We start from the raw sequence: 25,047 nt of genomic DNA, 5'->3' as shown, positions 1-25,047 counted from the left end.
CGCCGCACTTACGGACGCGCCCTTGGCGTCTTGTTAACCCCCTGATGCCTATGATTGCGCCAACCCAACACGAGCCGAGCCACCCGGATGTTCGACCGTTTCAACATCGCCGTACTCCTGCCCTGCTACAATGAAGCATCGACCATCGGACAAGTGGTTCAGGGCTTCCAGGCGGCGCTGCCGACGGCACATATCTATGTCTACGACAACAATTCGACCGACGGCACGGCGCTGAAGGCCATGCTTGCCGGCGCGACCGTCGTGCGCGAACGCCGGCAGGGCAAGGGGCACGTGGTGCGCCGCATGCTCGCCGATATCGATGCCGACATCTATGTCATGGCCGACGGCGACAGCACCTATTGCCCGACGGATGCGGAAGACCTGATCCGCACCCTGATCACCGAGCGCGCCGACATGGTCGTCGGGACGCGACGCGGCGTTCACGACGATGCCGGCAGACAGGGTCACGCCTTCGGCAACAGGATCTTCAACCTTCTGTACCGGGAAATATTCGGCACGGATTTCAACGACATCTTCTCCGGTTACCGCGTGCTCTCGCGACGGTTCGCCAAGAGTTTCCCGGCCATTTCCAACGGTTTCGAAATCGAGACGGAGATGTCCGTCCATGCCTCGCGTCTCAAGCTGCCGGTCGCGGAGCTTGAACTGGACTATGGCCGGCGCCCGGAAGGTTCCCATTCCAAACTGTCGACATACAAGGACGGCGCCAAGATCCTCTGGACCTTCGCGATGCTCATGAAAGAAACGCGGCCTTTCACGTTCTTCGGACTGATCGGCATGGCATTCTTTGCGACGAGCATCGGCTTCATGATGCCGGTGCTGTTCGAATATTTCGCCACCGGGCTCGTGCCGCGCATGCCGACCTGGGTCTTCGCGCTGGCCATGCTGATGATGTCGATCATCATGTTCACGGCGGGCGTGATCCTCGATTCAGTCTCGCGGGGCCGGACCGAACAGCTGCGGCTGCACTATATTGCGACCCCTTCACGGGCAACGCCCCTTGCGAGCCTGAACAGCGGCATCGCTTCGACCCGGGGTGACGACCAGGAAATCGGCTTGCAGCCGACGCCACGCATTGTTCGGGAACGCCACGGATGAACCGGGAAACAACCAACCGCATACGCTTCATCATCGAAGACGTCATCCCGCCGGTCCTCAGGGATTCGCGCCTCTTCAAGGGCATGGCCAGCCTCGCCTGGGGCAAGCACATCGCCCATCTTGCCGAGTTTCGCGCTCGGGCGCCGTTTCTTTCGCCCCGCGAATACGAAGACCTCTACCGCCACCATCCGAGGGTTCACGAGGGAACGGATAACTCCGAAGCCTGCGTGCGCAAGATCGCGGCCAGCATCGCGGGCGACAGCGTTTGCGACGTCGGCTGCGGAACGGGCGTCCTCTTGAAGCGCATCCGGGAGGCCAACCCTCACCTTCAGCGCCTCACGGGCGTCGACTTCGCCATCGACGATGCAGCCCGGATCGAAGGCATCGAATATCACGCCGCGATGATCGAGGAGCTGCCGTTTGCGAATGGCGAGTTCGATACGGTCGTCTGCACGCATGTGATCGAGCATATCCTCGACTATCGCAAAGCAATCTCCGAGCTCCGCCGGATTGCCCGGCGGCGCCTGATCATCGTGGTGCCGCGCGAGCGCGAGTATCGCTACACGTTCAACCCACACTTCAACTTCTTCCCCTACACCCACTCCTTCCTGCGCGCAGTGCATCCGGTTCCAGCCAAGCATGAATGCGTCGATATCGGCCGCGACATCTTCTACTGCGAAGACAAAGCTGCGGCGGTGTGAGGCGTGGCGATGAACCTCAATCTGGCGCCCACCGTCTGGTTCGGTCTGTTCTTCACACCTGTGCTGATTTCGGCCGGTCAGATTCTCTTCAAGCTCACCAGCGCCAAGACTGGAAACGCCAACGCCCAAGGGCTGTTGGCGCTGGCCTTCAATCCGACACTGCTCATCGCTTTGGCAGTCTACGGTATCGGCACGATCATCTGGATCTTCACGATCAAGTCCGTGCCGCTGACGATCGCCTATTCGTTCATGGCGCTGACCTTCTGCATCGTGCCGCTGCTTGCCGTCGTCTTTCTCGGCGAAGCCGTGACGCTGCGCTACGCGCTTGGCGCCGCGTTGATCATCAGCGGCATGATCATCATCAATTCGTAAAGGTGCCCGGGACCATGATCGTCACCGCTTCCTTCCTCCTCGGCATCATCACATGCAGTCTGCGTTCTCCGCGTGTCTGCCTGCTGGTCGGTGCGGTCTTGCTGGGTTTGGCCGGCGCAAGCGGCAACTGGATCGAAGCTGCGGCGGCGATCGGCGCCTACAATATGGGCCTCGCGCTGATGCTTTGCGGCGCCATCGCTATCGGCCGGTAGCGCTCATCCCTTCCGCTCGAAAAACGCCTTGGTCTCCTCATCCGCGGGGAAGAAGGATTCAATCAGCACGCCCTCCACAAGGGCATCCTGGGTCGAGCCGAAGGTCTGCAGCGTGGTGATGAAACGCAGCCGCAGGCCGCCGACATCGAGCTCGATCGGCAGCACGGGCAATCGGTCCGTGTCCGGATGATTTTCAATCGCACGCTCGACCGCCGGATTCGACGCTGCCTTTTCCAGGCGTTTGCCGAGACGGCTACGCGGACCCTGCAACCAGGCCTCGGTGCGCACGCGTTGCACGAGATCGGCCGCCGCTGCCTCCCAGTTGACGACCAGCTTGCGAACGTTGTCGTTGCCGAGGAAGGTGTCGAGGAAGTTTTCTCCCGGCTGAAACGGAATGTCGGCTGCCACAGCAAGGCTCGCCAGCGCGGGATTGACGACGAGAAACGTGTATTCGTGGTCGAGCACCAGGCCGGGATAGGGATCGTGGCGCGCCAGGATCAGCCGGATGGCGTTGGCGACAGCGGGCGGCATGGCATCGAGCCCCGCAGCAGGCCGCGTCGCCATGCGCGGCCGATAGCCGGCTGCCGAAAACAGCGTGCCCTGGTCGCGGGCTGGAATATCGAGCACCGAGGCCAGTCGCAGGATCATGCCCTCCGACGGCTTCGAGCGGCCGGTTTCCAGGAACGACAGGTGCCGCGCCGATATGCCCGCGGCAACCGCGAGGTCAAGCTGGCTCATGCGGCGATGCCCGCGCCATTCCTTCAGATGTTCTCCGAACAGCATGTGTCGTGATTCTCCATTGGACCGGCAGAGTGGCGCGCGTGCGGGGTAAAATCCATTACCTCAGAGGTAATTGGCTTGATGACGTCATCAGCGCAAACATCTGGCCATCGACAACGGATGGAGCCGAAGATGAACCTCTCGAACCGCAGCCTTCTCAACAAAACCTTCCTCGCCGACGGCGCCTTCTCGCTTGTCGCCGGCGCCGCGCTGATCCTCGCGGCAGTGCCGCTGGCTGCGCTCGCCAGCGCGTCTGCCACGCCGTTGGTTACGCCTGTCATGTTGAAGGCGCTGGGTGCGGGACTGTTGATCTGGGGCCTCTTCCATCTTTCGGCAGCGCGCAACGGCGGCCCGGTCACGGCATCGGCGCGGATCAGCATTGCCGGTGACGTGCTTTGGCAGGTGGCAAGCCTGGCGCTACTGATGAACGCCTATGCTTTTCTTTCCACAGCCGGTATCGCTCTCGTCGTCGTCGGCATGATCGGTGTCGCCGACTTCCTGTTCTTCAAGCTGCGGGGACTGGCGCGGGAACGCAACGCCGCCATCGCCTGACCATCAGTTCCAAGAGATCAGAATAGAGGCCCGCCAGCCAAGCCGGCGGGCTTCGTCCTATGGCTCATATCGTCTCCCAGCCGTCCCTGGCGCTGGCGCGGTAGATCGCATCGATGAATTTCTGATTGAGGCGCGAATTCTCGAGCGTCACCACTTCCTCGTCCTCGCCCTTGGCAGCGCGCGAGAAGGCTTCCGCCTGGAGCTTGTACTGGCGCGCATCCTGGAAGCGGAATAGTTGGGACTGGGCGTGGTTCTGGTTCGTCAGTTCCACCTCCTCGCGACCGTAGCGGTCGGCGTTGAAGGGCGACTTCACCTCGATGAAACCCTTGTCGCCGTGGAAGACCATGACCTGGCGCGCGGCGAGCTGGGTGGAGATGTAGAAGCTGAGCTCGAAGTCGCCGAAATCGGCGCGCACACTCGAATAGATATCCGTGCCGAACTCCGGATCACGGTCGGTGCTTGCCTGCACCCGCACCGGCTCCTTGCCGGTGACGAAGCGGGTGGTGATCGTGGGATAGACGCCGATATCCGGCAGGCCGCCACCGCCAAGCGCGGGAATGTTGCGCATGTTGTTGGGGTCGCGGTTGAAATAGGTGAAGGCACCCTGGACGTGGCGCAGCCGGCCGATCGCGCCTTCGGCCAACAGCGAGCGCACCTTGCGCCAGACGGGGCTGTAGGTGACCATGAAGGCTTCGGCGATCTGCACACCGTTGCGGTCACGCGCGGCGATCAGCGCATCGATCTCCGAGGCACGCAGCGCGATCGGCTTTTCGCAAAGCACGTGCTTGCCGGCATTGGCCGCCTTGATCGACCACTCGACGTGCTGGGCCGTCGGCAGCGGAATATAGACCGCGTCGATGGTGTCGGAGGCCAGCATCTCCTCGTAGGAGCCGAAAGCATGCGGCGCCGAGAAGCGATCGGCCATGGCGCGGGCCTTGGCAAAATCGCGGCTGGCAACAGCCGAGACGACGCAATTTTCCGCGTCCTGAATGGCGGGCACGACGAGGTCGCGGCCGATCTTGGCCGTGGACAGAATTCCGAAACGTAGCATGGCGAGGCTCCCTGATTTGGTCGCAAAGACTAGCGCCGAGGTACGTACCTATCAAGCGGCTGCATGCGTCCGACCAAGGATTCCCCTTCCTGAGAAAAAAGCCCGAGGACGGGTGACAATGTCAGCTTTTCTGCCCTATCTTTCTCTTCGCAATCCTCCCGATCGCACCATGCCTTCATCCAGTCCAATGGAGCAAAACCATGGAAAAACTGAGACTTGGCCGCACCGACCTGGAAATCGCGCCACTCGTATTCGGCGGCAATGTCTTTGGCTGGACCGCCGACGAAAAGACCTCCTTCGCCCTGCTCGATGCCTTTTTCGATGCTGGGTTCAACGCCATCGACACTGCCGATGTCTACTCCTCCTGGGCGCCGGGCAATCAGGGCGGCGAATCCGAAACGATCATCGGCAAATGGCTGAAACAGTCCGGCCGGTCACGCGACAAGGCCGTGATCGTCACCAAGGTCGGCTCGGAGCTCGGGCCCAATCGCAAGGGGCTCTCGCGTCGCTGGATCCTGCAGGCGGTCGAAAATTCGCTGAAGCGGCTGCAGACCGACCACATCGACCTCTATCTCTCGCACTGGCCGGACCCGGAAACGCCCTACGAAGAGACGCTCGCGGCCTACGATCAGTTGCTGACCGAGGGCAAGGTTCGGGCCATCGGCGCCTCCAACCTGAACTCGCTGCAACTGCGCGAGGCGCTTGACGTTTCCGCCAACCAGGGCTTGCCACGCTATCAGGTGCTGCAGCCGGAATACAATCTCTACGACCGTGACGCATTCGAAGGGCCGCTGCGCGATCTCTGCATTTCCGAAGAGATCGGCGTCATCAGCTATTTCGGTCTGGCGCGGGGCTTTCTCTCGGGAAAGTACCGGACCCACAAGGACCTTGAAGGCTCGGCGCGCGGCAGCGGTGTCGAGAAATATCTCGACGGGCGCGGCATGCGAATCCTCGGCGTGCTCGACGACATCGCGGCAGAAACCGGGGCGACCCAGGCGGAAATCGCGCTCGCCTGGGTGCGGACCCGCAAGGGTGTCACCGCACCGATCGCCAGCGCCACAAGCCTCGCGCAATTGGAGAGCCTCATTCGTTCTGCCGAGCTTAGGTTGTCGGACGAAGCGATCCGAAAGCTCAACGATGTCGGCGAATGACGGGAGCTGAACCAACACGATGGCATTGACGATACGCCCCGCGGCAAGCGGCGACGAGGCGGACTGGCGCCGGCTCTGGGCGGGCTATGTCGCCTTTTCCGGCTCCGAGCTGGCCGAAGACATCATCGATCTCACCTGGAAGAGGCTGATCGATCCGGCAGCACCGCTTTTCGCGCGGCTGGCGATCCTCGACACCCAGTTGGTCGGCTTCGCGATCTGCCAGGAACAGCTCGCCACCTTCTTCCGGAGGCCGATCTGCTACATCGAGGATCTCTATGTCGATCCCGCTGCACGCGGCCAGGGCGTGGCACGGGCGATGATCGACGATCTCATCGCGCTCTGCCGGGACAAGGACTGGGACCGGCTCTACTGGTACACGGAAGCCGACAATGCCACGGCACGGCGGCTCTATGACCGTTACTCCGGGACCGACGAGCACGTGCGCTACAAGGTCAATTTCGGCGAGGTCCTCAAATCCGGAAATCCGGCATAGGTCTCGGCATGTTTGCCGGCATGGTTCGCCATGCCGGCCTTGGTCAGCAGCCCGCGCGGCTGGATGAAGCTTGAAATCCGTCGTGCCGGCCGCTCGTGCCACTGGATGTTGAAAGCCCAGAGCTTCGGGAAGAAGCAGAGCGAGGCATAGGGCAAGTGGTCGTGGATCCACCAGGCGATCGACTGCCAGCCGCCGATCTCGCCGCGGCGATCCCATACCCAGGGAATGACGATGCAGGCAGTGGCTCCGATGCATCCGTCCGCATCGCGCATGTCCCAGATGTGATCGGCGGCCGAGGCGGCATTGGTCGAGCAGTTGAGCCCATTGGCATTGCCGAAGCCGTTGACGGCGCGGTTGCGGTAGCCTGAACGAATGACGAGACGGCCAAAGGTCGCTTCCAGCGGTTCCAGCAATTCCTCGCAGAGACGGCGGCCGGCCTCGATCGCCAGATCGGGATCATCGGGGATGTTCGGAATGCGGTAGAAATCGGCGATTTCCGAATGCAGGAAATCGCGGAAGAAGAAGTTTCGGGAGAGCCTTACCCGGCCGAGATCTTCGAGACCCTTCATCGAACCGGGCTTCTTCATGGGCTTTCCTCTCATCGAAACACGAAACAAATGGCATTCCAGATCCGGGCCTGCCGCGCCACCCGATTTCGAGCCGTCTCCTATCCGCTGTGCCGGAAGAAATCGATGAAGGCGCGCAGCGCCGGCCGCATCTGCCGGCGGCTCGGATAGTAGAGATAGGGACCGGCATAGGGCGCGCACCAGTCCTCCATGACGCGCTCCAGCTTCCCTTCGGCAATAGCGGTCTCGACACGGGACAGGAACAGATAGGCAAGGCCGGCGCCACCCATCGCCGCCTTGATGATCGGCCGGTCCTCGCCGAGGATCAGTGGCCCCTCGACCGAAACCGTCAGCTCCTCGCCATCCTTCTCGAACTCCCAGCGATAGAGCGTGCCGTTGGAGAAGCGTCGCCGAATGCAGCGATGCGCGGCGAGATCACGGGGATGCTGCGGCCGACCATACCGCTTGAAGTAATCGGGCGAAGCGACGACGGCGCTTTCGAGCTCCGGCCCGACCCTCACGGCGATCATGTCCGCCTCCAGGCTTTCGCCGAGCCGGATGCCGGCGTCGTAGCCTTCTTCGACGATATCGGTGAAGCCGTCCTCGTTGGCGATTTCGAGCACGATCTCGGGATAACGATCCAGGAAAGCGCCAAGCCGTGGCGCGAGGATGAGGTCGGCAGCAAAACGCGGCGCCGTGATGCGCAGGTTCCCGGCCGGACGCTCGCGGGCGTCGGCGGCGGCCTCCAACGCATGGGCGATCTCGTCGAGCGCCGGTGCCAGCCGTTCGAGCAACCGGCGCCCCTCCTCGGTCGGCGCGACGCTGCGCGTGGTACGCGCCAGAAGACGAATGCCGAGGCTCGCTTCAAGGCTGCCGACGGCATGGCTGACCGCGGATGGCGCCACGGCGAGCTCCCGGGCGGCCCCGCGAAAGCTGCCATGGGCGGCGACGGCGGCCAATACCGCGAGTTGGGAGAGCTGCGTTCTGTTCATTGATCGAAATAATAGAACAGCCCGTGAGAATTGACAGCGATTTTCAGCCGCAGCAGATGGCCCTATTCTTCAATCGTTGCCAGCGCCTGGACGAAGCGAGGAGATCGTCTGCGATGGCAACGAGGAACCGCCGCCCGCCACTTGGGCGCATCGGCGGTGTCCAACCATCAATTCATGCCTCGGACGATAGACGTGCGCTCCCAGCGCGCTAGTTCCGACGCGTGGCAGCCAGACAAGGAAACGACATGAAGACCCGCAAACTCGGGAATGACCTCACCGTCTCCACCATCGGCCTTGGATGCATGGGCATGAGCTTCGCCTATGGCGCCACGGATGAGGCGGAGTCAATCCGCACGCTTCACCGCGCCGTCGATCTCGGCATCACCTTCTTCGACACGGCCGAAGTCTATGGCCCGTTCGAGAACGAGAAGCTCGTCAGCAAGGCGCTCGGTGCCGTGCGCGACAAGGTGACGATCGCCACCAAATTCGGTTTCCGCATCGAGCCCGGTGTGCCGGCGGCCCAGGCGATCAGGGGCGTCGACGGGCGGCCGGAACATGCAAAGGCCGTGGCAGAAGCCTCGCTCAAGCGGCTCGGCACCGATGTCATCGATCTCTACTACCAGCACCGCGTCGATCCTGACGTACCGATCGAGGACACTGTCGGCGCCATGGCGGAACTGGTGCGCGAGGGCAAGGTGCGGGCGATCGGCCTCTCCGAAGCGAGCGCCGCCACCATCCGCCGCGCTCACAAGGTCCATCCGATCGCCGCCGTCCAGAGCGAGTATTCGCTGTGGACGCGTGATCCGGAAGCCGATGTGCTTGCCACCTGCCGCGAGCTCGGCATCGGCTTTGTGCCCTACAGCCCGCTCGGACGCGGCATGCTCACGGGTGCAATCCGCAAGGCCGAGGATCTCGCAGCCGACGACTTCCGTCGCACTCTGCCGCGCTTCCAGGCGGAAAACTTCGATGCCAATTCCCGGCTCGTCGAGACGCTGCAAGTGCTGGCTGCGGAGAAGGGCGTGACCGCCGCCCAGCTTGCGCTTGCCTGGGTCATCAATCAGGGTGATTTCATCGTGCCGATCCCGGGCGCCAGCAAGCTCAACCATCTGGAGCAGAATGCGGCGGCCACGGCGATCACCCTCAGTGCCGAGGAATCCAGTCGCCTCGCTGACGCGCTTTCTCCGGAATATGTCGCCGGCAATCGCTACGCGGACGCCTCGCTGGCGCTCACCAACCGTTGACCCAACTCTCCCCGTTTCAGCCGAAGCGGGGAGCTCCCCATCGAAATTCGCGCCGGGCGCACTACTTCTCAACCAGCGGTGAACATTTCAGGAGGAGCGGGAATGTCCGACGAGCAGGCGATCAGCGCGGTGGTGCACCTCTATGTCGACGGCATGGCCTTTGCCAACGAGGGCGCACTGCGCAAGGCGTTTCACCCCGATGCGGCGATTATCGGCAACTACAAGGGCGCGCTCGAATGGACGACGCGCGACGGCTTCATCAAGACGATCGTCGAGGCGGGTGCAGCCCCCCCTGGCACGCAGCCGGAGATGGACGTGCAGAAGATCGATATCACCGGTGATACCGCAACCGTGCGGGTGGTCGACAGTTTCGCCGGCGAACGCTACTCCGACCATCTGGCGCTGGTGAAGATCGACGGGCGCTGGGTGATCGTCAACAAGGTCTTCCACCAGCACGCGTCATGACGGCGATCCTGCCGAAATCGGAGCCGACGGGCAGGCTCATCGGCATCGACCATATCCAGCTTGCCATGCCGGCGGGTGCCGAACCGGCGGCACGCGGCTTCTACGGCGGTCTCTTCGGTTTCTCTGAGGTCAGCAAGCCGGCCAACCTTCTTGCCCGAGGTGGCTGCTGGTTCGAGCAAGGCAGCATCCGCCTGCATCTCGGCATCGACCCGGACTTCAGGCCGGCGCGCAAGGCCCACCCCGCTTTCCTCGTCGACGATCTCGATCGCCTGAGGCTGCGGCTCGAAGCGGCTGGCGTGGCAACGGTCGAAGACGAGCCGCTTGCCGGCTACCGCAGATGTTATGTCGACGATCCCTTCGGCAACCGCATCGAACTGATGCAGCATACCGATTAGCTCAAGCGAAAAGGGCCGCTGCAATGCAGCGGCCCTTTTCGTATCTGCCGTGTTGGCTCGGATCAGGCGCGCAGCACGCCGCCCGTCGTTTTCGTCACGTTGGCGACGATCTTGGCGGTCAGCGCCTCGAAGTCCTCGTCGGTCAGCGTGCGCTCGACCGGCTGGATGGTGACTTCGATCGCGATCGACTTCTTGCCCTCGCCGAGCGACGCACCCTCGAACACGTCGAAGACGCTGACGCCGGTCACCAGCTTGCGATCGGCACCGGAGGCGGCGCGCAGGATGACGCCGGCTTCCACCGCCTTGTCGACGACGAAGGCGAAGTCGCGCTTCACCGCCTGGAATGGCGAGAGGTCGAGCGCCGGCTTGGTGCGGGTCGCCTTCTTCTTCGGCTCGGGCATGGCATCGACATAGATCTCGAAGCCTGCGAGCGCGCCCGAGACGTCGAGCGCTTCGAGCGTCTTCGGATGGAATTCGCCGAAGGTGCCGAGAACGATCTTCGGGCCGAGCTTGATCGTGCCGGAACGGCCCGGGTGGTACCAGGCGGGACCGCCCGGCTCGAACTGAACGTTGCCCATCGGCACGCCGCAGGCTTCGAGCACGGCAATGGCGTCGGCCTTGGCGTCGAAAACGTCGACCGGCTTGCCGCCACCCTTGGCCGCGTTCGACCAGAGACGACCGGCACCGGCCAGCGAAGCCGTGCCACGGCGGATGCCGCCGGCAACGCGGCGCTGAGTATCGGGCGTGTCGCCTTCATAGGTACCGGAGACTTCGAAGATCGCGACGTCGCCAAAGCCCTTGTCAGCATTGCGCTGCGCAGCGGTCAGCAGGCCCGGCAGCAGCGACGGACGCATGTCCGACATGTCGGAGGCGATCGGGTTGGCGAGCTTCAGCGCGGCAGAGCCGCCGCCGAAGAGCTTTGCCTGCTCCTCGGAAATGAACGACCAGGTGACCGCTTCCAGCATGCCGCGGCTTGCGAGCGCGCGCTTGGCGAGTCGGGTGCGGATCTGCAGCGTCGTCAGGATCTTGCCGTTGACGGTGCCATGGCTCGGCAGCGGCGCGGCGACGATGTTGTCGACGCCGTGGATGCGCATGACCTCTTCAACGAGGTCAGCCTTGCCGTCGACATCCGGGCGCCAGGACGGGACCGAGACCTTGAAGCGTTCACCCGAACCTTCGACGCCGAAGCCGAGCTTCTTCAGGATCGAGACGCTTTCCTCGGAGGAGACTTCGAGGCCGGTCAGGCGCTTCACTTCGGAAACCGGGAAATCGACGATCTTCGGCGTATGGCCGGCATAGCCGACCACTTCTGCCTTGGCCGCCTGGCCGCCGCAGAGTTCGAGCACCAGTTCGGTGGTGCGTTCGAGACCGGGCACCATGTATTCCGGGTCGACGCCGCGCTCGAACCGGTAGCGCGCATCGGTGATGATGCCGAGCGTGCGGCCGGTCTTCGCGATGTTCATCGGATCCCAGAGGGCCGACTCGATCAGCACGTCAGTCGTGTTCTCGTCGCAGCCGGAGTGCTCGCCGCCCATGACGCCGCCGATCGACTCGATCGCCTTCTCGTCCGCAATAACCACGTTGTTGGGGCCGAGCTTGTATTCACGCTGGTCGAGTGCCAGCACCGTCTCGCCGTCCTTGGCGCGGCGAACCGTCAGGTTGCCCTTGACCTTGGCGGCGTCGAAGACGTGCATCGGCCGGCCCTGGTCGAAGGTCATGTAATTGGTGATATCGACCAGTGCGTTGATCGGGCGCAGGCCGATGGCGAGCAGCCGCTGCTGCATCCACTTCGGCGACGGGCCGTTCTTGACGCCGCGCACCAGCCGCAGCGAGAAGCCCGGGCACAGGTGCGTGTCTTCACCGAGGTCGAGCCTCAGCTTCACCGGTGTCTCGCCTTCAACCGCGAAGGACGGTGCCTTTCGCGTCTTCAGCGTGCCGAGGCCGGAGGCAGCGAGGTCGCGGGCAATGCCGTAGACGCTGGTGCAGTCCGGCCGGTTCGGCGTGAGGTTGATCTCGATCATCGGATCGTCGAGGCCGGCGTAAGTGGCATAGCTCGTGCCGACGGGCGCATCGGCGGGAAGGTCGATGATGCCGTTGTGGTCGTCGGAGATCTGCAGTTCCTTTTCCGAGCACATCATGCCGCGGCTTTCGACGCCACGGATGGTGCCGACGGCAAGCGTCACGTCGATGCCGGGCACGTAGGTGCCGGGTGCCGCAAAGGCGCCGACGAGGCCCGCGCGCGCATTCGGTGCGCCGCAGACGACCTGGATCGGAGCGCCCGAGCCGGTGTCCACCATCAGCACGCGAAGCTTGTCGGCGTTCGGATGCTGCTCGGCCGAGACGACCTTGGCGATGACGAAGGGCTTGAAGGCGGCCTTGTCGTCGACGTCTTCCACTTCGAGCCCGATCATCGTCAGGCGCGCGCAGATTTCCTCGAGCGTGGCGTCGGTTTCAAGGTGGTCCTTGAGCCAGGAAAGCGTGAATTTCATGATTTCACCTGTGTCCTAAATATCTGCGCGCGATCAGGCCGAGAGACCGCCGAACAGCGTCGGCATGTCCAGCGGGCGGAAGCCGTAATGGGTCATCCAGCGAACGTCGGCGTTGAAGAAGTCGCGCAGGTCCGGCATGCCGTATTTCAGCATGGCGATGCGATCGAGGCCCATGCCCCAGGCGAAGCCCTGATACTCGTCCGGATCGAGCCCGCCGGAGCGCAGCACATTCGGGTGCACCATGCCGCAGCCGAGGATCTCCATCCAGTCGGTGCCCTCGCCGAACTTCACGATCGGGCCGGAACGGTCACACTGGATGTCGACCTCGAAGGACGGCTCGGTGAAGGGGAAGAAGGACGGGCGGAAACGCATCGTCACCTGGTCGACCTCGAAGAAGGCCTTGCAGAATTCTTCCAGCACCCAGCGCATGTTGGCGACGTTCGCAGCCTTGTCGATGACCAGGCCTTCGACCTGGTGGAACATCGGCGAATGGGTCGCATCGGAATCCTGGCGGTAAGTCTTGCCGGGGATGATGATGCGGATCGGCGGCTGCTGCGCTTCCATGGTGCGGATCTGCACCGGCGAGGTGTGCGTACGCAGCACCTTGCGATCGCCCTTCTCATCCGGGTTGAAGAAGAAGGTGTCGTGCATCTCGCGGGCCGGATGGCCCTCGGGGAAATTCAGCGCCGTGAAGTTGTAGTAGTCGGTCTCGATATCGGGACCTTCCGCGATCGAGAAGCCCATGTCGCCGAAGATCGCGGTGATCTCGTCAACGATCTGGCTGATCGGGTGAATGCGGCCGCGCTCGGCGGGCGACGAGCGGACCGGCAGGCTGATATCGACGGTCTCGCGCGCCAGGCGCTCGGCGATAGCCTGATCCTTGAGCGCCGACTTGCGGGCGGCGATCGCCTCGGCAACCGTGTTCTTCAGCGCGTTGATCTGCGCGCCGCGGGTCTGGCGCTCTTCCGGCGTCATGGTTCCGAGCGTCTTCAAGAGCTCGGAGATCGAGCCCTTCTTGCCGAGCGCGTTGACGCGCACCGTCTCGATCGATCCTTCGTCACCGGCGGCGTCGATGTCCGCCAGCAGTGTCCGTTCCAGTGTTTCCAGTTCGCTCATTCTGTCCTGCCTCGATGCGGGAATGGGTTCGGTTCTATATCGGTTCTAGTCTTCAGGAATATGATTGCGTCACGTTGGCCAGATAGGCCGTCGCGGCAATGAAACGGACGAGGTCCTGTCCCTCGCGCATGCGCAGCAGAAAGCGCGCAAGCGGCAAGAAGCGCCGGACCATCGGAATAAACTCACCCAGCGCGCGGGCAGCCGCCCTGGGGGCGACGACCTTCCAGGCTGCAAAGGCTCGGTCCGGCGTCTCCGGTCGCAGCGCCCTGCTCGCCACCTGCAGGAACAGAAGCCACAAGTCGCGCGCCTGAGCGGTCGCAAGCGGCATCACGGTGGCCGGCACCTCCTCGAAATCGAGGAAGCCGAACGTGTCGCCATCGATGACGAAATCGCGCGGATGCGGCCGGCCGTGGCAAAGCCCGGCGGCATGCAGCCGCCCGAGCTCCGCCGCGCAGCGGACAAGCAACTGGTCATGCGCTTCCGCGTCGCTGGCGCACAACGGCCCCATCTGCTTGCTGACCGGCAGTCCCAGGTGCGAGAGGACCAGGACCGTCGGGCCGCGATACAGGACTTCGGGTGCCCTGAAGCCGGCTTCGGAAAAGAGAGCGATCTGGCGGACCTCGCGCTCGATCATGCCCTCGATGCCGAGAAGTGGCGAAGGCCGCAGGACCGGCAATCCGCTGAGCCGCGCGACGAGCGCCTGAGCACGCAGGATGAGGCGTGGGCCTGGGTGACGGTAGCGCTTGATCCAGACCGTCCGATCCTTGAGCTCGCAACACTCGACACGTTCCCTGCCGGCGGCGAGCGCAGCCAGCAAAGCCTTCATGTCGTCGTCATCAAGCTCCGGAACCGCTGACGGTCCCTTTCGATCGTGGTGCACTTTCGTCCCGCAGAATAAGAAAAACCCGCGCCAGCCCTGCCAGCGCGGGTTTCCCAACAAATTTCAAGAACGATTTTGGGAAAACGCTGGCTTAACGGACAGCGCTTTCAAACTCGTTTGCCGTGCCGGCTTCCTTGAGATAGGCGAGCGCCTTCTTGGAAGCTTCGACGAGGGCGCCGAATGCTGCCGGCTCATGGATAGCCATGTCGGACAGAACCTTGCGGTCGACTTCGATGCCAGCCTTGTTCAGACCGTCGATGAAGCGGCCGTAGGTCAGGCCGAATTCGCGGACGGCAGCGTTGATGCGCTGGATCCAGAGAGCGCGGAAGTTGCGCTTGTTGACCTTGCGGTCGCGGTAAGCGAACTGCTTCGAACGATCAACCGCTGCCTTGGCGGCGCGGATGGTGTTCTTGCGACGGCCGTAGAAGCCCTTGGCTGCCTTCAGCGTCTTCTTGTGCTTGGCGTGAGCGGTAACGCCGCGTTTTACACGTGCCATGTCATGATCTCCTTAACGTGTCCAATATGCCTGAAAGTCTTAGAGACCGTTCGGCAGGTAGTTCTTGACGACCTTCTTGCCATCGGGCTCGGCGAGAACCATGGTTCCACGCGCGTCGCGGATGAACTTATTGGTACGCTTGATCATGCCGTGGCGCTTACCAGCGGCGGCAGCACGAACCTTGCCGGTTGCGGTGATCTTGAACCGCTTCTTGGCAGACGATTTCGTCTTCATCTTGGGCATTTTGCTACTCCATTGTTCTTAAGAATGCGAAACGGACAGACGAGGTCCATTTCCAGCGTTAAGAACGGCCACGGCATGCCCTGCCGGACCGTTCGGACGGGGGCTTATAACCGCACATCCCGAAAAGCGCAACTGGGGAATCGAAGATGACGCTGCGAGCTGTGGCACGGCGCGTCCCCATCTTTGTCCGGCGCATCTTCCAGCACATCTGGAAGCACGCGCCCTAGGCAGGATCGCGTGGTCTCCGGCGGCCGCCGCCGGCGTCGAAAAGCAATGCGGCCTCGAGGCCGCCCAGCGGCGACTGCCCCAGCGACAGCACCGCACCATAGGCATCCGCGATATCGGCGCTGATCGCAAGTCCAAGGCCGGTGTTCGCGGCGTGATTGCCCTCTGTGTTCTCGCCATGGGTGCCGCGGCGCATCACCTGTTCCCTGTCGCCCTCGGCAACGCCCGGCCCGTCATCGCCAACGGCAATGCGCACACGCCCGCCTGTCGCCTCGGCCGAAAGGCGGATGCGGCTCCGCGCCCATTTGGCGGCGTTGTCGAGCAAGTTGCCGAGGCATTCGGCGAGGTCGGCCGGGTCGACGTCGAGCGAGATCGACGGATCGACATCGACTTCCCAGGCAATGCCGCGTTCCGCCGTGATCGGGCGCAGGACGTTGACCAGCTTACCCCCAAGGGTCGCGATCGACGTGGTCGCCATGCGCTCGACGCCCATGCGGGCCGCCTGCAGCTGGCGATCGGCGCGCTGGCGCACGAGATCGACCTGCTCGAGCGCGGTCTGCCGCTGGCCCTCCGGCAGGCTCTCGGCAAGCTGGGCAAGCACGGTCAGCGGCGTCTTCAGCCCGTGGGCCAGATCGCTGGCACGGGCGCGCGCCTGCGCCAGGGCTGTCTCGCGCTCGGAGAGTAGCAAGTTGATCTCGGCGACCAGCGGCTGGACTTCGCTGGGGCCGGCCGAGCCGAAGTCCTTCTCGGCGCCAGAACGAACGCGGGCTGCCCGATCGCGCAAGCGCACCAGCGGCGAAAGCCCGAGCGCGCCCTGCAGGAAGGCGGCACCAACGAGTACGAAGGCGGTTGCGAGCAGCATCAGCCGGATCTGGCTGTGAAAGGCAGCCAGCGCATCGTCGAGTTCAGTGCGGGCAAAGCCTGCCGCAACGGAAAACCGTTGCGCGGTCGGTCCCTCGCCGAGCGCCAGGGCCTGCTGGTAGATCAGCATGGGCGCCCCGTCCGGACCTTCCATCTCCAGGAAGCCCAGATGGTGCGGCGCCGACGGCCGATCGTCGCCGATCACCGTATCCCATAGAGAGCGCGAGCGAATGGGGGTGCCGCCATCGCGAGTGATCTGCCAGTAGCGTCCGCCAGCCGGCAGGCTCAGCCGCGGATCGGCCGGCTCTCGCGGCAGAACGAGCTCGCCATCGCGCACCGTCACCTGGGCGGCGATGGTATCGACCAACGTCGCCATTTCCGCGCGGTAGCGTTCGACAACGTAGTCGGTAAAAAGCCTGCTCAAGGAGAGCCAAACCACCAGCAGCACCAAGCCTATGGCGATCGATGCGCCGATGGCCAGCCTAAGCCGCAGCGAACGGATCATGCCGGCCCGTCCGGCAAAACATAGCCGAAGCCGCGCCGGGTTTCGATTGCGCCGCTTTCCGTCTTCTTGCGCAGACGGGCGATCATCGCCTCGACGGCGTTCTTGGCCGTGTCGTCATCGCGGCCCTGAACATGGCTCGCCAGTTCCAGCGGCGTGACCACCTGGCCCTTGCGGTCGAAGAAGAGCGCGACCATGCGGTATTCGAGAGGACTGAGTTCGAGCGGCGCTCCATCGAAGGTCACACGCCGCGTCGCCTCGTCGAGGGTGAAGCGCCCGGCGGCCCGCACCGATGTGACGCGCGGGCCGGCACGCCGCAACAGGGCCCTCAGCCGCGCCAGCAGCTCCTCGGCCCGAAAAGGCTTCGGCAGATAATCATCGGCGCCGGCATCGAACCCGTCGACGCGTTCCATCCAGGAGCCCCGCGCCGTCAGCACGAGGACGGGCGTCTCCAGCCCCGCCTGCCGCCAGCGCTTCAGGATCGACAGCCCGTCCATACCCGGCAGACCGAGGTCGAGGATGATCGCAGTATAGTTGCCGCTTTCCCCTCGCTCCCAGATGTCCGGCCCGAGCGCAAGCGTATCGACGCCATAGCCTTCCGCCTCGAGCCTGCTTGTTACATGGGCTGCGATATTGGGATCGTCCTCCGCCAGAAGAATGCGCATTCCGCCCCTCAGAAACCGAAGATGTTCATGAACTTTCCGGTGCGCGCGTTGATGCGCAGGTTTCGGATCGTCCCTTGCCGGTCACGCGTGCGTAGCCGATAGACCTCGCTGCTGCCGGAGTGCCTGAGATCAACGGCGATGACTGTGCCGTATTTGTCCTCGTCGACCAGTCGGAGAACATCCTTCAACGGCAGAATATCGCCTCTTTCGACGGCATCGCGCGCACGCTCCTGGTCGCTGCGGCGCCCACTGCCGCCGCCGCCTGCGTCGTCATCGTCGTCGTCATCATCATCGCCGTCGTCGCCACCGCCGTCTTTGCCGCGATCGTCATCGTGGTCGTCGTCACCGCCACCGTGGCCGCTGCCACTATTGTCGCCACCGCCGCCGTGTGAACCGCCGCCACCGCCATCCTTTGCCAAGGCCGCAAAGCGACCGTGCTGCGGCGCCAACGAAAGCAGGAGCGAGCAGCAGAAGAGCGCTATCAGGTCTCGTCGTGTCATCGCCATGGCATCATCCGGTCGCGATTGCCTCATCGGTTTGGTTTCAGCGTTCATTTCCTCAGCGCGCGCGGGCCTCGCCGTCAAGATGGCTCAACCCTCTGGCCCCTCAAGGCCAGCGTGCCGGTGGGCCTCCATGGTGCGCAAGCCTACGCCAGCCGCGACCACAACGCCAGCAACGCGCATACCCCCAGCGCCGGTTTGGCACGGGGGGCATGCGCTAGCCGGATCGAGCCGCCGGGCGGGCTGATGGCGGTCGACCTTCGATCCGACGCATCGTGCGGGGGTAATGCGTCGGGCATTTCTGGACAGATTAGGGCGCCGGCCTGATGGAGACGCTGGTAATCGGTCCCGGGTTGCGGCGGAAATCGCCGCGGTGCGGCTCGACCTTCACGACACGCACGCCATGTTCGAATTCCACTTCGACCTCCAGCACACGGCCGAGATCGTCGACGGCGATCAGCGACCCGTCGCGCAGACCGCGAAGGCTTTCCTCCGAAACCCGGAGCTCGATCTCGGGACGGTCGCGGGCATCCCGGAAGTCGTCGTCATCGCGATCGTCGTCGCGGTCATCATCGTCGTCATCGTGATGGCCTGCGTCGCGATGGTGGTCGCCGTGACGACCGCCCTGATCGTTGTCGTCGCGGTCGTCGTTGTCCCGACCACCTCGGTCGTCGTTGTCGCGATCATCTCGGCCATCGTGACCGCGACCGTCGCGGTCGCCACCGCCATGATCGTCGCCGTCATTGTCATCCGCGAGGGCCGCGGCCGAGAACGGATGCGCAGGACCGTTGGCGATGACAGACAGGCCGATCGGCGCGGATACGAGGCCGCAGAGGCCGACGGTGGTAACAAGCAGGGCTTTTCGCAGCGCGGAAGTCATGATCTCCGATCCTTCTCCGGTTGCCGATGCACTGACAATGGCATCCGCTCCCTGACAGATCGCTGAGGCAGGTTGTCAGCATTCTGTCAGGAACGCGCCGGCACGAGCCCGCAACGAAAAAAGCCGCCCAGAAGGCGGCTTTCATCAGGTCTATTGATCGACGGTAGCGCGGCTTAGCGCGGCGCCAGAACCATCATCATCTGACGGCCTTCGAGCTTCGGCTCGGCCTCCACCTTGGCGATCGCCTGGGTGTCGTCCTTGACCTGAAGCAGGAGCTTCATGCCCAGTTCCTGGTGGGCCATTTCGCGGCCGCGGAACTTCAGCGTGACCTTGACCTTGTCGCCGTCCTCGAAGAACCGGTTCATCGCCTTCATCTTCACGTCATAGTCATGCGTGTCGATGTTCGGGCGCATCTTGATTTCTTTGATTTCGACGATCTTCTGCTTCTTGCGCGCTTCGGCCGCCTTCTTCTGGTTGGCGTATTTCAGCTTGCCGAGATCGAGGATCTTGCATACCGGCGGTTCGGAGTTCGGTGCGATCTCTACCAGATCAAGACCGGCCTCTTCCGCCATGCGGAGCGCCTGGTCGATCGGGACGGCACCGATATTCTGGCCTTCGGCATCGATAAGCTGAACCCGGGGAACCCGGATTTCCTTGTTTGAGCGCGGTCCCTCCTTGACGGGGGCGTCCGTTTTGAACGGTCTGCGAATGGTCGTACTCTCCTCGAGCTGTTTACGGAATATAGTTTAATTCGATCATCGGCGCGATCACATATGAAGCGCCTGAATCTGTCACCGACGGCAATGTGTGAATTGCGACGGGAGAGTCAATAGCACGGCTTGCAAGGAAAATCACCACCTGTCGATACCAAGGCGAATCTGTTTTAGAAAGAAAATCGCCAGCGAAACCGGCCTTTGGAGAGAAATTGCATGCAGGATACGCCATCCGAGACGGAAATCAGCTTCATCGACGTCGGTGCGCCTGCGGCTGAGCGCAGGATCGCGATGCGCGTGCGCCACCCGGAAAAGCCTTCGGAACAGCCGACGCTCGTCTGGCTCGGCGGCTACCGTTCGGACATGACCGGCACCAAGGCGGTCGAGGTCGAGCGCTACGCCATGGAGCGAGGTGCGGCCTGTGTGCGCTTCGATTACTCCGGCCACGGCTCCTCCGGCGGCGCCTTCACCGATGGCACGATCTCGCGTTGGCTCGAAGAGAGCCTTGCCGTCATTGATCAGGCGGCGCCGGGGCGCGTCGTGCTGGTCGGCTCGTCGATGGGCTGCTGGATCGCGCTGCGGGTTGTCCAGGAACTCAGGCGGCGTGGCGACGGATCGCGTGTCGCCGGCCTCGTCCTGATCGCTCCGGCGCCGGACTTCACGGCGGAACTGATCGAACCCAACCTGACGGAAGCGGAGAGGTTCTCGCTTGCCGAACGCGGCTATTTCGAGGAACCTTCCGAATACAGCCCGGAGCCGAACATCTTCACCCGCGCGCTCATCGAAGACGGGCGCCTCAACCGGGTGCTCGACGGCACGATCACCACCGGCTGCCCGGTACACATCCTGCAGGGCATGCGCGACCCCGACGTTCCCTATACCCATGCGCTGCGGCTGATGGAGCACCTGCCGTCGGACGATGTCGTCATGACGCTCATCCGCGACGGCGATCATCGCCTTTCGCGTGAAGAAGATATCGCTAAAATGAAACAGGCCATCGGCACGATGCTCGCCTGATGCCGGGCGGGGAAAAGCCCCGCCCCTTCCACCACAACGCGAACCGAAACACGCCCTGCACCGTGGACCGCCTGCGGTGCAACGGTTTGCGTGCGCTCCGCCGCGCTTTTAACCATAAAACCCGATGTCCCGATTCCGGCGATTGACTCTGCAGCGCCGACGCTATTAACTCTTTATTAACGATTAGAGCAGCAGCGGGGACGAACCTAAAGAAGCTGCCTTCAACTCAGGATTGCGCGAATACGTCCGGACAGAGAGCGTCCGGCATACCGCGCCGCAGGGGACTTGTATGGCGTCTTGGACTGGGGTTAAGGGAAGTATCGCAGCGCTTTGCGCACTTTTCATTTCAGCAAACACGGCAATTCCTGCACAGGCAGGTTCTTCTCCATACATGCAGACCGGCGCGGCGACATCGCAGCCGATCGGCCACTATGAATTCTGCCAGAAGTACAAGAGCGAATGCAATGTGCGCTCCAAGGGAACGGTTGCTCCGCGCGTGACTGAACGCGGCTGGGCGACGATCCGGCAGGTGAATGCCGCGGTCAATCGCGAGATCATGCCGGTCACCGACCTGGAACTGCACGGCAGAGACGAAGTCTGGTCCTACCCAGACAAGGCCGGTGACTGCGAGGATTTCGTACTCGAAAAGCGCAAGCGCCTGATGAACAAGGGTTTCTCGGCCAGCGATCTCTTGATCACCGTCGTTCGCAAGCCCGATGGCGAAGGCCACGCGGTGCTGACCGTGCGCACGTCGCAGGGCGACTTCATTCTCGACAATCTCGAAAACGGCGTAAAGCTCTGGACCAACACGCCTTACCGCTATCTGAAGCGCCAGGCCTCGAACCACAGCGGCCGCTGGGTCACCATCCAGAATGGCGCGGAAGTCGTCGTCGGTTCGGTCGGCAACTGATCCAGGGCAAAGCAAAGAGTTTCAAAAGGGCCGGTCACACCGGCCCTTTTTCGTATTGGCCGTTGGCCCGTCACGCGTTGCCGATCAGGATGCCGGCCGCCAGCACCAGACCGCCACCGAGCACGACCTGGAATGCGGCCCTGAGGAACGGCGTTTCCATGTAACGGTTCTGGATGAAGGCGATCGCCCAGAGTTCGAAGAAGACGATTACGGCCGCGGTGGCGGTCGCCGTCCAGAAATGCGGGATCAGATAGGGCAATGCGTGACCGAGACCGCCGAGTGCAGTCATGATGCCGGAGGCCAGGCCCCGCTTGATCGGCGAGCCGCGACCTGAGAGTTTTCCGTCATCGTGGGCGGCTTCGGTGAAGCCCATTGAGATGCCGGCGCCGACGGAGGCCGAGAGGCCGACGAGGAAGGTCTGCCAGGTGTCCTGGGTGGCAAAAGCGGCGGCGAAGATCGGCGCCAGCGTCGAAACCGAACCGTCCATCAGGCCGGCGAGGCCGGGCTGAACGTAAGTCAGGATAAACTGCCGGCGCGCAGTCTGGTCCTCCTCGGCGCGCACATCCTCTGGCGTGTGTTTCTCACCCAGCCGGCGGGCGAGCGATTCATGGGTTTTTTCGGCGATCGCGAGATCGCCGAGCAGCTTGCGGGTGGCCGCATCCTGGGTTCGCGCCGCGGCCTCGACATAGAAGCGGTGTGCTGCCTCCTCCATCGCTTCGGCTTCCTCGCGCGCCTTTTCGATCGGCATTTCGGCAATCAGCCAATCCGGCTTGCGCTCGGGGAAGTCACGCACGTGTTCGCGCCGGATAAGCGGAATGCGGCTCCCGAAGCGCTGGACATGCAGATCGATCAGCCACTGCCTGTGGTGGCTTTCCTCCTCCGCCATTTCCTCGAACACTTTTGCCGAGTGGGGATATTGCTGACGCAGCGCGTCGGCGTAGGCGAGATAGATACGCCCGTCGTCCTCTTCAGAGGAGATGGCAAGCGCCAGGATTTCCTGTTCGCTTAGGGAAAGAAAGGGCCGTTTGGATCGGGAGAAAAGGCGCGAAAACATAGGAATGAAACCTTCTTTAGAATAATTCTAAAATAGAAATCAAAGAACGCGCCGTCAAGGCCAAAGCCATGCAATCATGCGACAATCTCTCGACAGGGCGTCACGGCTGAGCCACGATGAAGGCTCCTGCGAATCCCCTTCATTCCCGGAGCGATCGCCTCGATGAGGACCATCTATCCGCTTTCCGAAAGCAAGGACACGTTTCTGGATCGTCTCGGCGCAAGGGTTGCCGCGCGCCTGCAAGCGCAGACATCCGGCTACGAGCCCTATACTCCTTCGGATCAGGAAACCCTGGCGCGCACGCTCCGCCCGGGCGACGTTCTCCTGATCGAGGGCAATCAGAAGGTTTCGGCCGCGATCAAGTATCTGACGCAATCGACCTGGTCGCACGCCGCCTTCTTTGCCGGCGACCAGATGCCGCTGACGCTCGACCAGGCGACATTGCCGGTGATCGAGCGGCCGCAGCTTATCGAGGTCAATATCGGCGAGGGCTGCGTCGCGGTGCCGCTGAAGAAGTATGCATCCTTCAACACGCGGATTTGCCGGCCGATCGCGTTAACGCCGGATGATCGCACGGCGCTCGTCGGCTTCATGATCTCGCGGCTCGGGATGAAGTATGACCTGAAGAACATTCTCGACATGCTGCGCTACTTCATGCCGACACCGCCGGTGCCGGTGCGCTGGCGCCGCCGCCTGCTTGCCTTCGGCTCGGGAGATCCGACGCGGGCGATTTGCTCGACGCTGATTGCGGCCGCCTTCGAGCAGATCCGCTATCCGATCCTGCCCGAAGTCACCCGTGCGCCCGGACGGGCTGCGGCGACTTCGACCTATTCCCGCGAGGAAATCCTGCACATCCGGCACCACTCGCTCTACACGCCGCGCGATTTCGACCTCTCGCCGTTCTTCGCGATCGTCAAGCCGACGCTCGAGTTCGGCTTCGACTACAAGCGGCTGCGCTGGTATGCGGACGGTGAGAGCAATCCCAGGAAAAGCGTGTAGCGGCTTTCCGCCCGGGATTGCTCCTTTCTAGAGATTGAGCGCGAGCGCCTGTTCGCGGGCCATGAAGTCGCGCTGACGATCGGTGATGTAGTCGCGGACGATCGGGGCGGCATCGCGCGAGCGCGAGAGTTGCATGTGGAAGACAAGCTGGCTGCCGGTGCGGAACATCATCTCGGCGCTGATCAGGTAGAACTCCCACATGCGGGCAAAGCGCTCATCGTAGAGGGCAATCACCTTGTCGCGGTTCGCCTCGAAGCGCGCACCCCAGTGCGCAAGCGTCGTGGCGTAATGCACGCGCAGGAATTCGAGATCCGCGACCCAGAGGCTGTTGCGCTCGACGACCTCGAAGACCTCCGAAAGCGCCGGCGAATAGGCCCCGGGGAAGATGTACTTCCGCAGCCATGGACTCGCCATGCCGGGCGGGCTCATGTGGCCGATCGAGTGCAGCACGGCGATGCCGTCGTCCGGCATCAGCGCGTTCAGCTTCTTGAAGAATTCATCGTAATGATGCACCCCGACATGCTCGAACATGCCGACCGAGACGATGCGGTCGAACGGCCCCTGGACGTCCCGGTAGTCCCTGAGTTCGAAGCGCACCCGGTCCGAAAGCCCGGCCGCGCGTGCCCTTTCCGTGGCAAGCGCCTGCTGCTCCTTGGAAAGCGTGACACCAAGCACTTGAACATCGGCAAGCTCGGCAAGGTACATCGCGAGATCGCCCCAGCCGCAGCCAATATCCAGCACCTTCATGCCGGGTTCCAGGCAGAGTTTCGAGGCGAGCAGCCTCAGCTTGTTGCGCTGCGCCTTTTCGAGCGTCTCGTTCGGCTCGCGGAAATAGGCGCAGGAGTAGAGCATGTTCTCGTCTAGGAACAGCTTGTAGAATTCGTTGCCGAGATCGTAGTGATGCGCGACGTTCTGTTGCGCCTTGCCCTTGGGATTTGCCTGCTGACGCTTGCGGAAGCGCATCTTCACGGCGCGCAGCAGCTTCTGGATCGGATAAGAGCCGAGCGACAGCCGGTTGATCGAAAACAGCGTCAGGAAATCCCTGAGGGTCGAGCCCTCTTCGAAGCGCATGGTGCCGTCCATATAGGCTTCGCCGGCAGCGAGCTCCGCATTGAAGACGAGGCTGCGATAGAGCTTCTTGTCGGTGAGGCGCATCGTCACCTCGGGCCCAGGCGTCCCGGAAAAGACGTGGCGCTTGCCGTCAGCGTCGATCACCGTCAGGCGACCCTTTCGAATGAACGACTTCATCATATGCGACAGTGGGAACATGCAGGCCCTCTCGTGACACGAAGCAGTGCGACGGCGGCATCCTAGCACCCGTTATTTGAAATGCGCTCCTTAAATTTGTGGTTGCTGATCGAAGCTGCCGAGACGAAAACGGGGACGGCAGCTGTCGCTGCCGTCCCCGTT

29 protein-coding genes are annotated in these 25,047 nt (G+C 63.1%); 13 read left to right on the top strand and 16 right to left on the bottom strand.

Going from position 1 to position 25,047, the window contains the following annotated elements; genetic code table 11:
• Window positions 1-87 precede the first annotated feature (87 nt).
• Genes LAC81_RS19860 through LAC81_RS19845 form a run of 4 tightly spaced genes read left to right on the top strand, consistent with a single transcriptional unit; the run spans window position 88 to window position 2,401 of the window.
• Window positions 88-1,116: a glycosyltransferase family 2 protein gene (locus LAC81_RS19860; protein WP_223726151.1), complete on the top strand. Its 1,029-nt coding sequence runs from the start codon at window positions 88-90 to the stop codon at window positions 1,114-1,116.
• Complete coding sequence (locus LAC81_RS19855; protein ID WP_223726150.1) at window positions 1,113-1,817, top strand: class I SAM-dependent methyltransferase; 705 nt, start codon at window positions 1,113-1,115, stop codon at window positions 1,815-1,817. The genes LAC81_RS19860 and LAC81_RS19855 overlap by 4 nt, the downstream gene beginning before the upstream one ends.
• 9 nt (window positions 1,818-1,826) lie before the next feature.
• On the top strand, window positions 1,827-2,189 hold the full coding sequence (locus LAC81_RS19850) for a transporter (protein ID WP_223726149.1): 363 nt from the start codon (window positions 1,827-1,829) through the stop codon (window positions 2,187-2,189).
• Window positions 2,190-2,203: 14 nt separating this feature from the next.
• Complete coding sequence (locus LAC81_RS19845) at window positions 2,204-2,401, top strand: hypothetical protein (protein WP_223726148.1); 198 nt, start codon at window positions 2,204-2,206, stop codon at window positions 2,399-2,401.
• A gap of 3 nt (window positions 2,402-2,404) precedes the next feature.
• Here the strand turns inward: LAC81_RS19845 and LAC81_RS19840 are convergent, their stop codons facing one another.
• Window positions 2,405-3,184, bottom strand: a complete 780-nt coding sequence (locus LAC81_RS19840) for a helix-turn-helix domain-containing protein (protein ID WP_223726147.1) — start codon at window positions 3,182-3,184, stop codon at window positions 2,405-2,407.
• A gap of 129 nt (window positions 3,185-3,313) precedes the next feature.
• Between LAC81_RS19840 and LAC81_RS19835 the strand changes: the two genes are divergently transcribed.
• On the top strand, window positions 3,314-3,733 hold the full coding sequence (locus LAC81_RS19835) for a hypothetical protein (protein WP_223726146.1): 420 nt from the start codon (window positions 3,314-3,316) through the stop codon (window positions 3,731-3,733).
• A gap of 64 nt (window positions 3,734-3,797) precedes the next feature.
• Here the strand turns inward: LAC81_RS19835 and LAC81_RS19830 are convergent, their stop codons facing one another.
• Window positions 3,798-4,784, bottom strand: coding sequence for a Gfo/Idh/MocA family protein (locus LAC81_RS19830; RefSeq protein WP_223726145.1), 987 nt, complete (start codon window positions 4,782-4,784; stop codon window positions 3,798-3,800).
• A gap of 200 nt (window positions 4,785-4,984) precedes the next feature.
• On the opposite strand from LAC81_RS19830, the gene LAC81_RS19825 reads away from it, so the two are divergent.
• Window positions 4,985-5,935 carry an aldo/keto reductase gene (locus LAC81_RS19825; RefSeq protein ID WP_223726144.1) on the top strand — a complete coding sequence of 317 codons (951 nt, stop codon included), beginning with the start codon at window positions 4,985-4,987 and terminating at the stop codon, window positions 5,933-5,935.
• Between the two features lie 19 nt (window positions 5,936-5,954).
• Window positions 5,955-6,428 carry a GNAT family N-acetyltransferase gene (locus tag LAC81_RS19820; RefSeq protein ID WP_223726143.1) on the top strand — a complete coding sequence of 158 codons (474 nt, stop codon included), beginning with the start codon at window positions 5,955-5,957 and terminating at the stop codon, window positions 6,426-6,428.
• Here LAC81_RS19820 and LAC81_RS19815 read toward each other — a convergent pair.
• Together LAC81_RS19815 and LAC81_RS19810 are read right to left on the bottom strand one after the other, a co-directional pair.
• On the bottom strand, window positions 6,380-7,015 hold the full coding sequence (locus LAC81_RS19815) for a hypothetical protein (protein WP_223726142.1): 636 nt from the start codon (window positions 7,013-7,015) through the stop codon (window positions 6,380-6,382). The two genes, LAC81_RS19820 and LAC81_RS19815, sit on opposite strands and share 49 nt — an antisense overlap.
• Before the next feature lie 80 nt (window positions 7,016-7,095).
• Window positions 7,096-7,986 (bottom strand): LysR family transcriptional regulator, encoded by an 891-nt coding sequence (locus LAC81_RS19810; protein ID WP_223726141.1) that lies wholly within the window; start codon window positions 7,984-7,986, stop codon window positions 7,096-7,098.
• Window positions 7,987-8,231: 245 nt separating this feature from the next.
• Between LAC81_RS19810 and LAC81_RS19805 the strand changes: the two genes are divergently transcribed.
• The 3 genes from LAC81_RS19805 (at window position 8,232) to LAC81_RS19795 (ending at window position 10,087) form a co-directional block, all read left to right on the top strand.
• Entirely contained in the window at window positions 8,232-9,227 is a 996-nt protein-coding gene (locus tag LAC81_RS19805; protein WP_223726140.1) for an aldo/keto reductase, read from the top strand.
• Window positions 9,228-9,329: 102 nt separating this feature from the next.
• Complete coding sequence (locus tag LAC81_RS19800; RefSeq protein WP_113538914.1) at window positions 9,330-9,692, top strand: nuclear transport factor 2 family protein; 363 nt, start codon at window positions 9,330-9,332, stop codon at window positions 9,690-9,692.
• A complete protein-coding gene (locus LAC81_RS19795; protein ID WP_223726139.1) occupies window positions 9,689-10,087 on the top strand; it encodes a VOC family protein in 399 nt (132 codons plus the stop codon). Before LAC81_RS19800 ends, LAC81_RS19795 begins: the two co-directional genes overlap by 4 nt.
• Before the next feature lie 62 nt (window positions 10,088-10,149).
• On the opposite strand, the gene pheT is transcribed toward LAC81_RS19795, so the two are convergent.
• The 10 genes from pheT to infC form a co-directional block, all read right to left on the bottom strand.
• Entirely contained in the window at window positions 10,150-12,576 is a 2,427-nt protein-coding gene (pheT, locus tag LAC81_RS19790; RefSeq protein ID WP_223726138.1) for a phenylalanine--tRNA ligase subunit beta, read from the bottom strand.
• A 33-nt stretch (window positions 12,577-12,609) separates the two neighbouring features.
• Window positions 12,610-13,692: a phenylalanine--tRNA ligase subunit alpha gene (pheS, locus tag LAC81_RS19785; RefSeq protein WP_223726137.1), complete on the bottom strand. Its 1,083-nt coding sequence runs from the start codon at window positions 13,690-13,692 to the stop codon at window positions 12,610-12,612.
• Window positions 13,693-13,744: 52 nt separating this feature from the next.
• Window positions 13,745-14,509 (bottom strand): serine/threonine protein phosphatase, encoded by a 765-nt coding sequence (locus LAC81_RS19780; RefSeq protein WP_223726136.1) that lies wholly within the window; start codon window positions 14,507-14,509, stop codon window positions 13,745-13,747.
• A 154-nt stretch (window positions 14,510-14,663) separates the two neighbouring features.
• A complete protein-coding gene (gene rplT / locus LAC81_RS19775) occupies window positions 14,664-15,068 on the bottom strand; it encodes a 50S ribosomal protein L20 (protein WP_029742440.1) in 405 nt (134 codons plus the stop codon).
• A 39-nt stretch (window positions 15,069-15,107) separates the two neighbouring features.
• A complete protein-coding gene (gene rpmI / locus LAC81_RS19770; RefSeq protein ID WP_077962740.1) occupies window positions 15,108-15,311 on the bottom strand; it encodes a 50S ribosomal protein L35 in 204 nt (67 codons plus the stop codon).
• 223 nt (window positions 15,312-15,534) lie between these two features.
• Window positions 15,535-16,902, bottom strand: coding sequence for a sensor histidine kinase (locus LAC81_RS19765; protein WP_223726135.1), 1,368 nt, complete (start codon window positions 16,900-16,902; stop codon window positions 15,535-15,537).
• The gene (locus tag LAC81_RS19760; protein WP_223726134.1) at window positions 16,899-17,564 is read right to left on the bottom strand and encodes a response regulator transcription factor; all 666 of its coding nucleotides are present in this window, start codon (window positions 17,562-17,564) and stop codon (window positions 16,899-16,901) included. Before LAC81_RS19760 ends, LAC81_RS19765 begins: the two co-directional genes overlap by 4 nt.
• Before the next feature lie 8 nt (window positions 17,565-17,572).
• Window positions 17,573-18,070: a PepSY domain-containing protein gene (locus tag LAC81_RS19755; RefSeq protein WP_223726133.1), complete on the bottom strand. Its 498-nt coding sequence runs from the start codon at window positions 18,068-18,070 to the stop codon at window positions 17,573-17,575.
• 304 nt (window positions 18,071-18,374) lie between these two features.
• On the bottom strand, window positions 18,375-18,944 hold the full coding sequence (locus LAC81_RS19750; RefSeq protein WP_223726132.1) for a hypothetical protein: 570 nt from the start codon (window positions 18,942-18,944) through the stop codon (window positions 18,375-18,377).
• A gap of 173 nt (window positions 18,945-19,117) precedes the next feature.
• On the bottom strand, window positions 19,118-19,654 hold the full coding sequence (gene infC / locus LAC81_RS19745) for a translation initiation factor IF-3 (protein WP_057247869.1): 537 nt from the start codon (window positions 19,652-19,654) through the stop codon (window positions 19,118-19,120).
• A 219-nt stretch (window positions 19,655-19,873) separates the two neighbouring features.
• Here infC and LAC81_RS19740 point away from each other — a divergent pair, with 219 nt between their 5' ends.
• Both LAC81_RS19740 and LAC81_RS19735 read left to right on the top strand, forming a co-directional pair.
• Window positions 19,874-20,674 (top strand): alpha/beta hydrolase, encoded by an 801-nt coding sequence (locus tag LAC81_RS19740; protein WP_223726131.1) that lies wholly within the window; start codon window positions 19,874-19,876, stop codon window positions 20,672-20,674.
• 289 nt (window positions 20,675-20,963) lie between these two features.
• Window positions 20,964-21,584: a transglutaminase-like cysteine peptidase gene (locus LAC81_RS19735; RefSeq protein WP_223726130.1), complete on the top strand. Its 621-nt coding sequence runs from the start codon at window positions 20,964-20,966 to the stop codon at window positions 21,582-21,584.
• A 70-nt stretch (window positions 21,585-21,654) separates the two neighbouring features.
• Here the strand turns inward: LAC81_RS19735 and mbfA are convergent, their stop codons facing one another.
• Complete coding sequence (gene mbfA / locus LAC81_RS19730; RefSeq protein WP_223726129.1) at window positions 21,655-22,638, bottom strand: iron exporter MbfA; 984 nt, start codon at window positions 22,636-22,638, stop codon at window positions 21,655-21,657.
• A 162-nt stretch (window positions 22,639-22,800) separates the two neighbouring features.
• Here mbfA and LAC81_RS19725 point away from each other — a divergent pair, with 162 nt between their 5' ends.
• Entirely contained in the window at window positions 22,801-23,637 is an 837-nt protein-coding gene (locus tag LAC81_RS19725) for a lipo-like protein (protein WP_113538903.1), read from the top strand.
• 27 nt (window positions 23,638-23,664) lie between these two features.
• Here the strand turns inward: LAC81_RS19725 and LAC81_RS19720 are convergent, their stop codons facing one another.
• Window positions 23,665-24,906: an SAM-dependent methyltransferase gene (locus tag LAC81_RS19720; RefSeq protein ID WP_223726128.1), complete on the bottom strand. Its 1,242-nt coding sequence runs from the start codon at window positions 24,904-24,906 to the stop codon at window positions 23,665-23,667.
• Between the last annotated feature and the right edge of the window lie 141 nt (window positions 24,907-25,047).

This window comes from Ensifer adhaerens (assembly GCF_020035535.1).
Classification (GTDB): domain Bacteria; phylum Pseudomonadota; class Alphaproteobacteria; order Rhizobiales; family Rhizobiaceae; genus Ensifer.
This window is presented reverse-complemented; position numbering and strand designations above follow the sequence as displayed.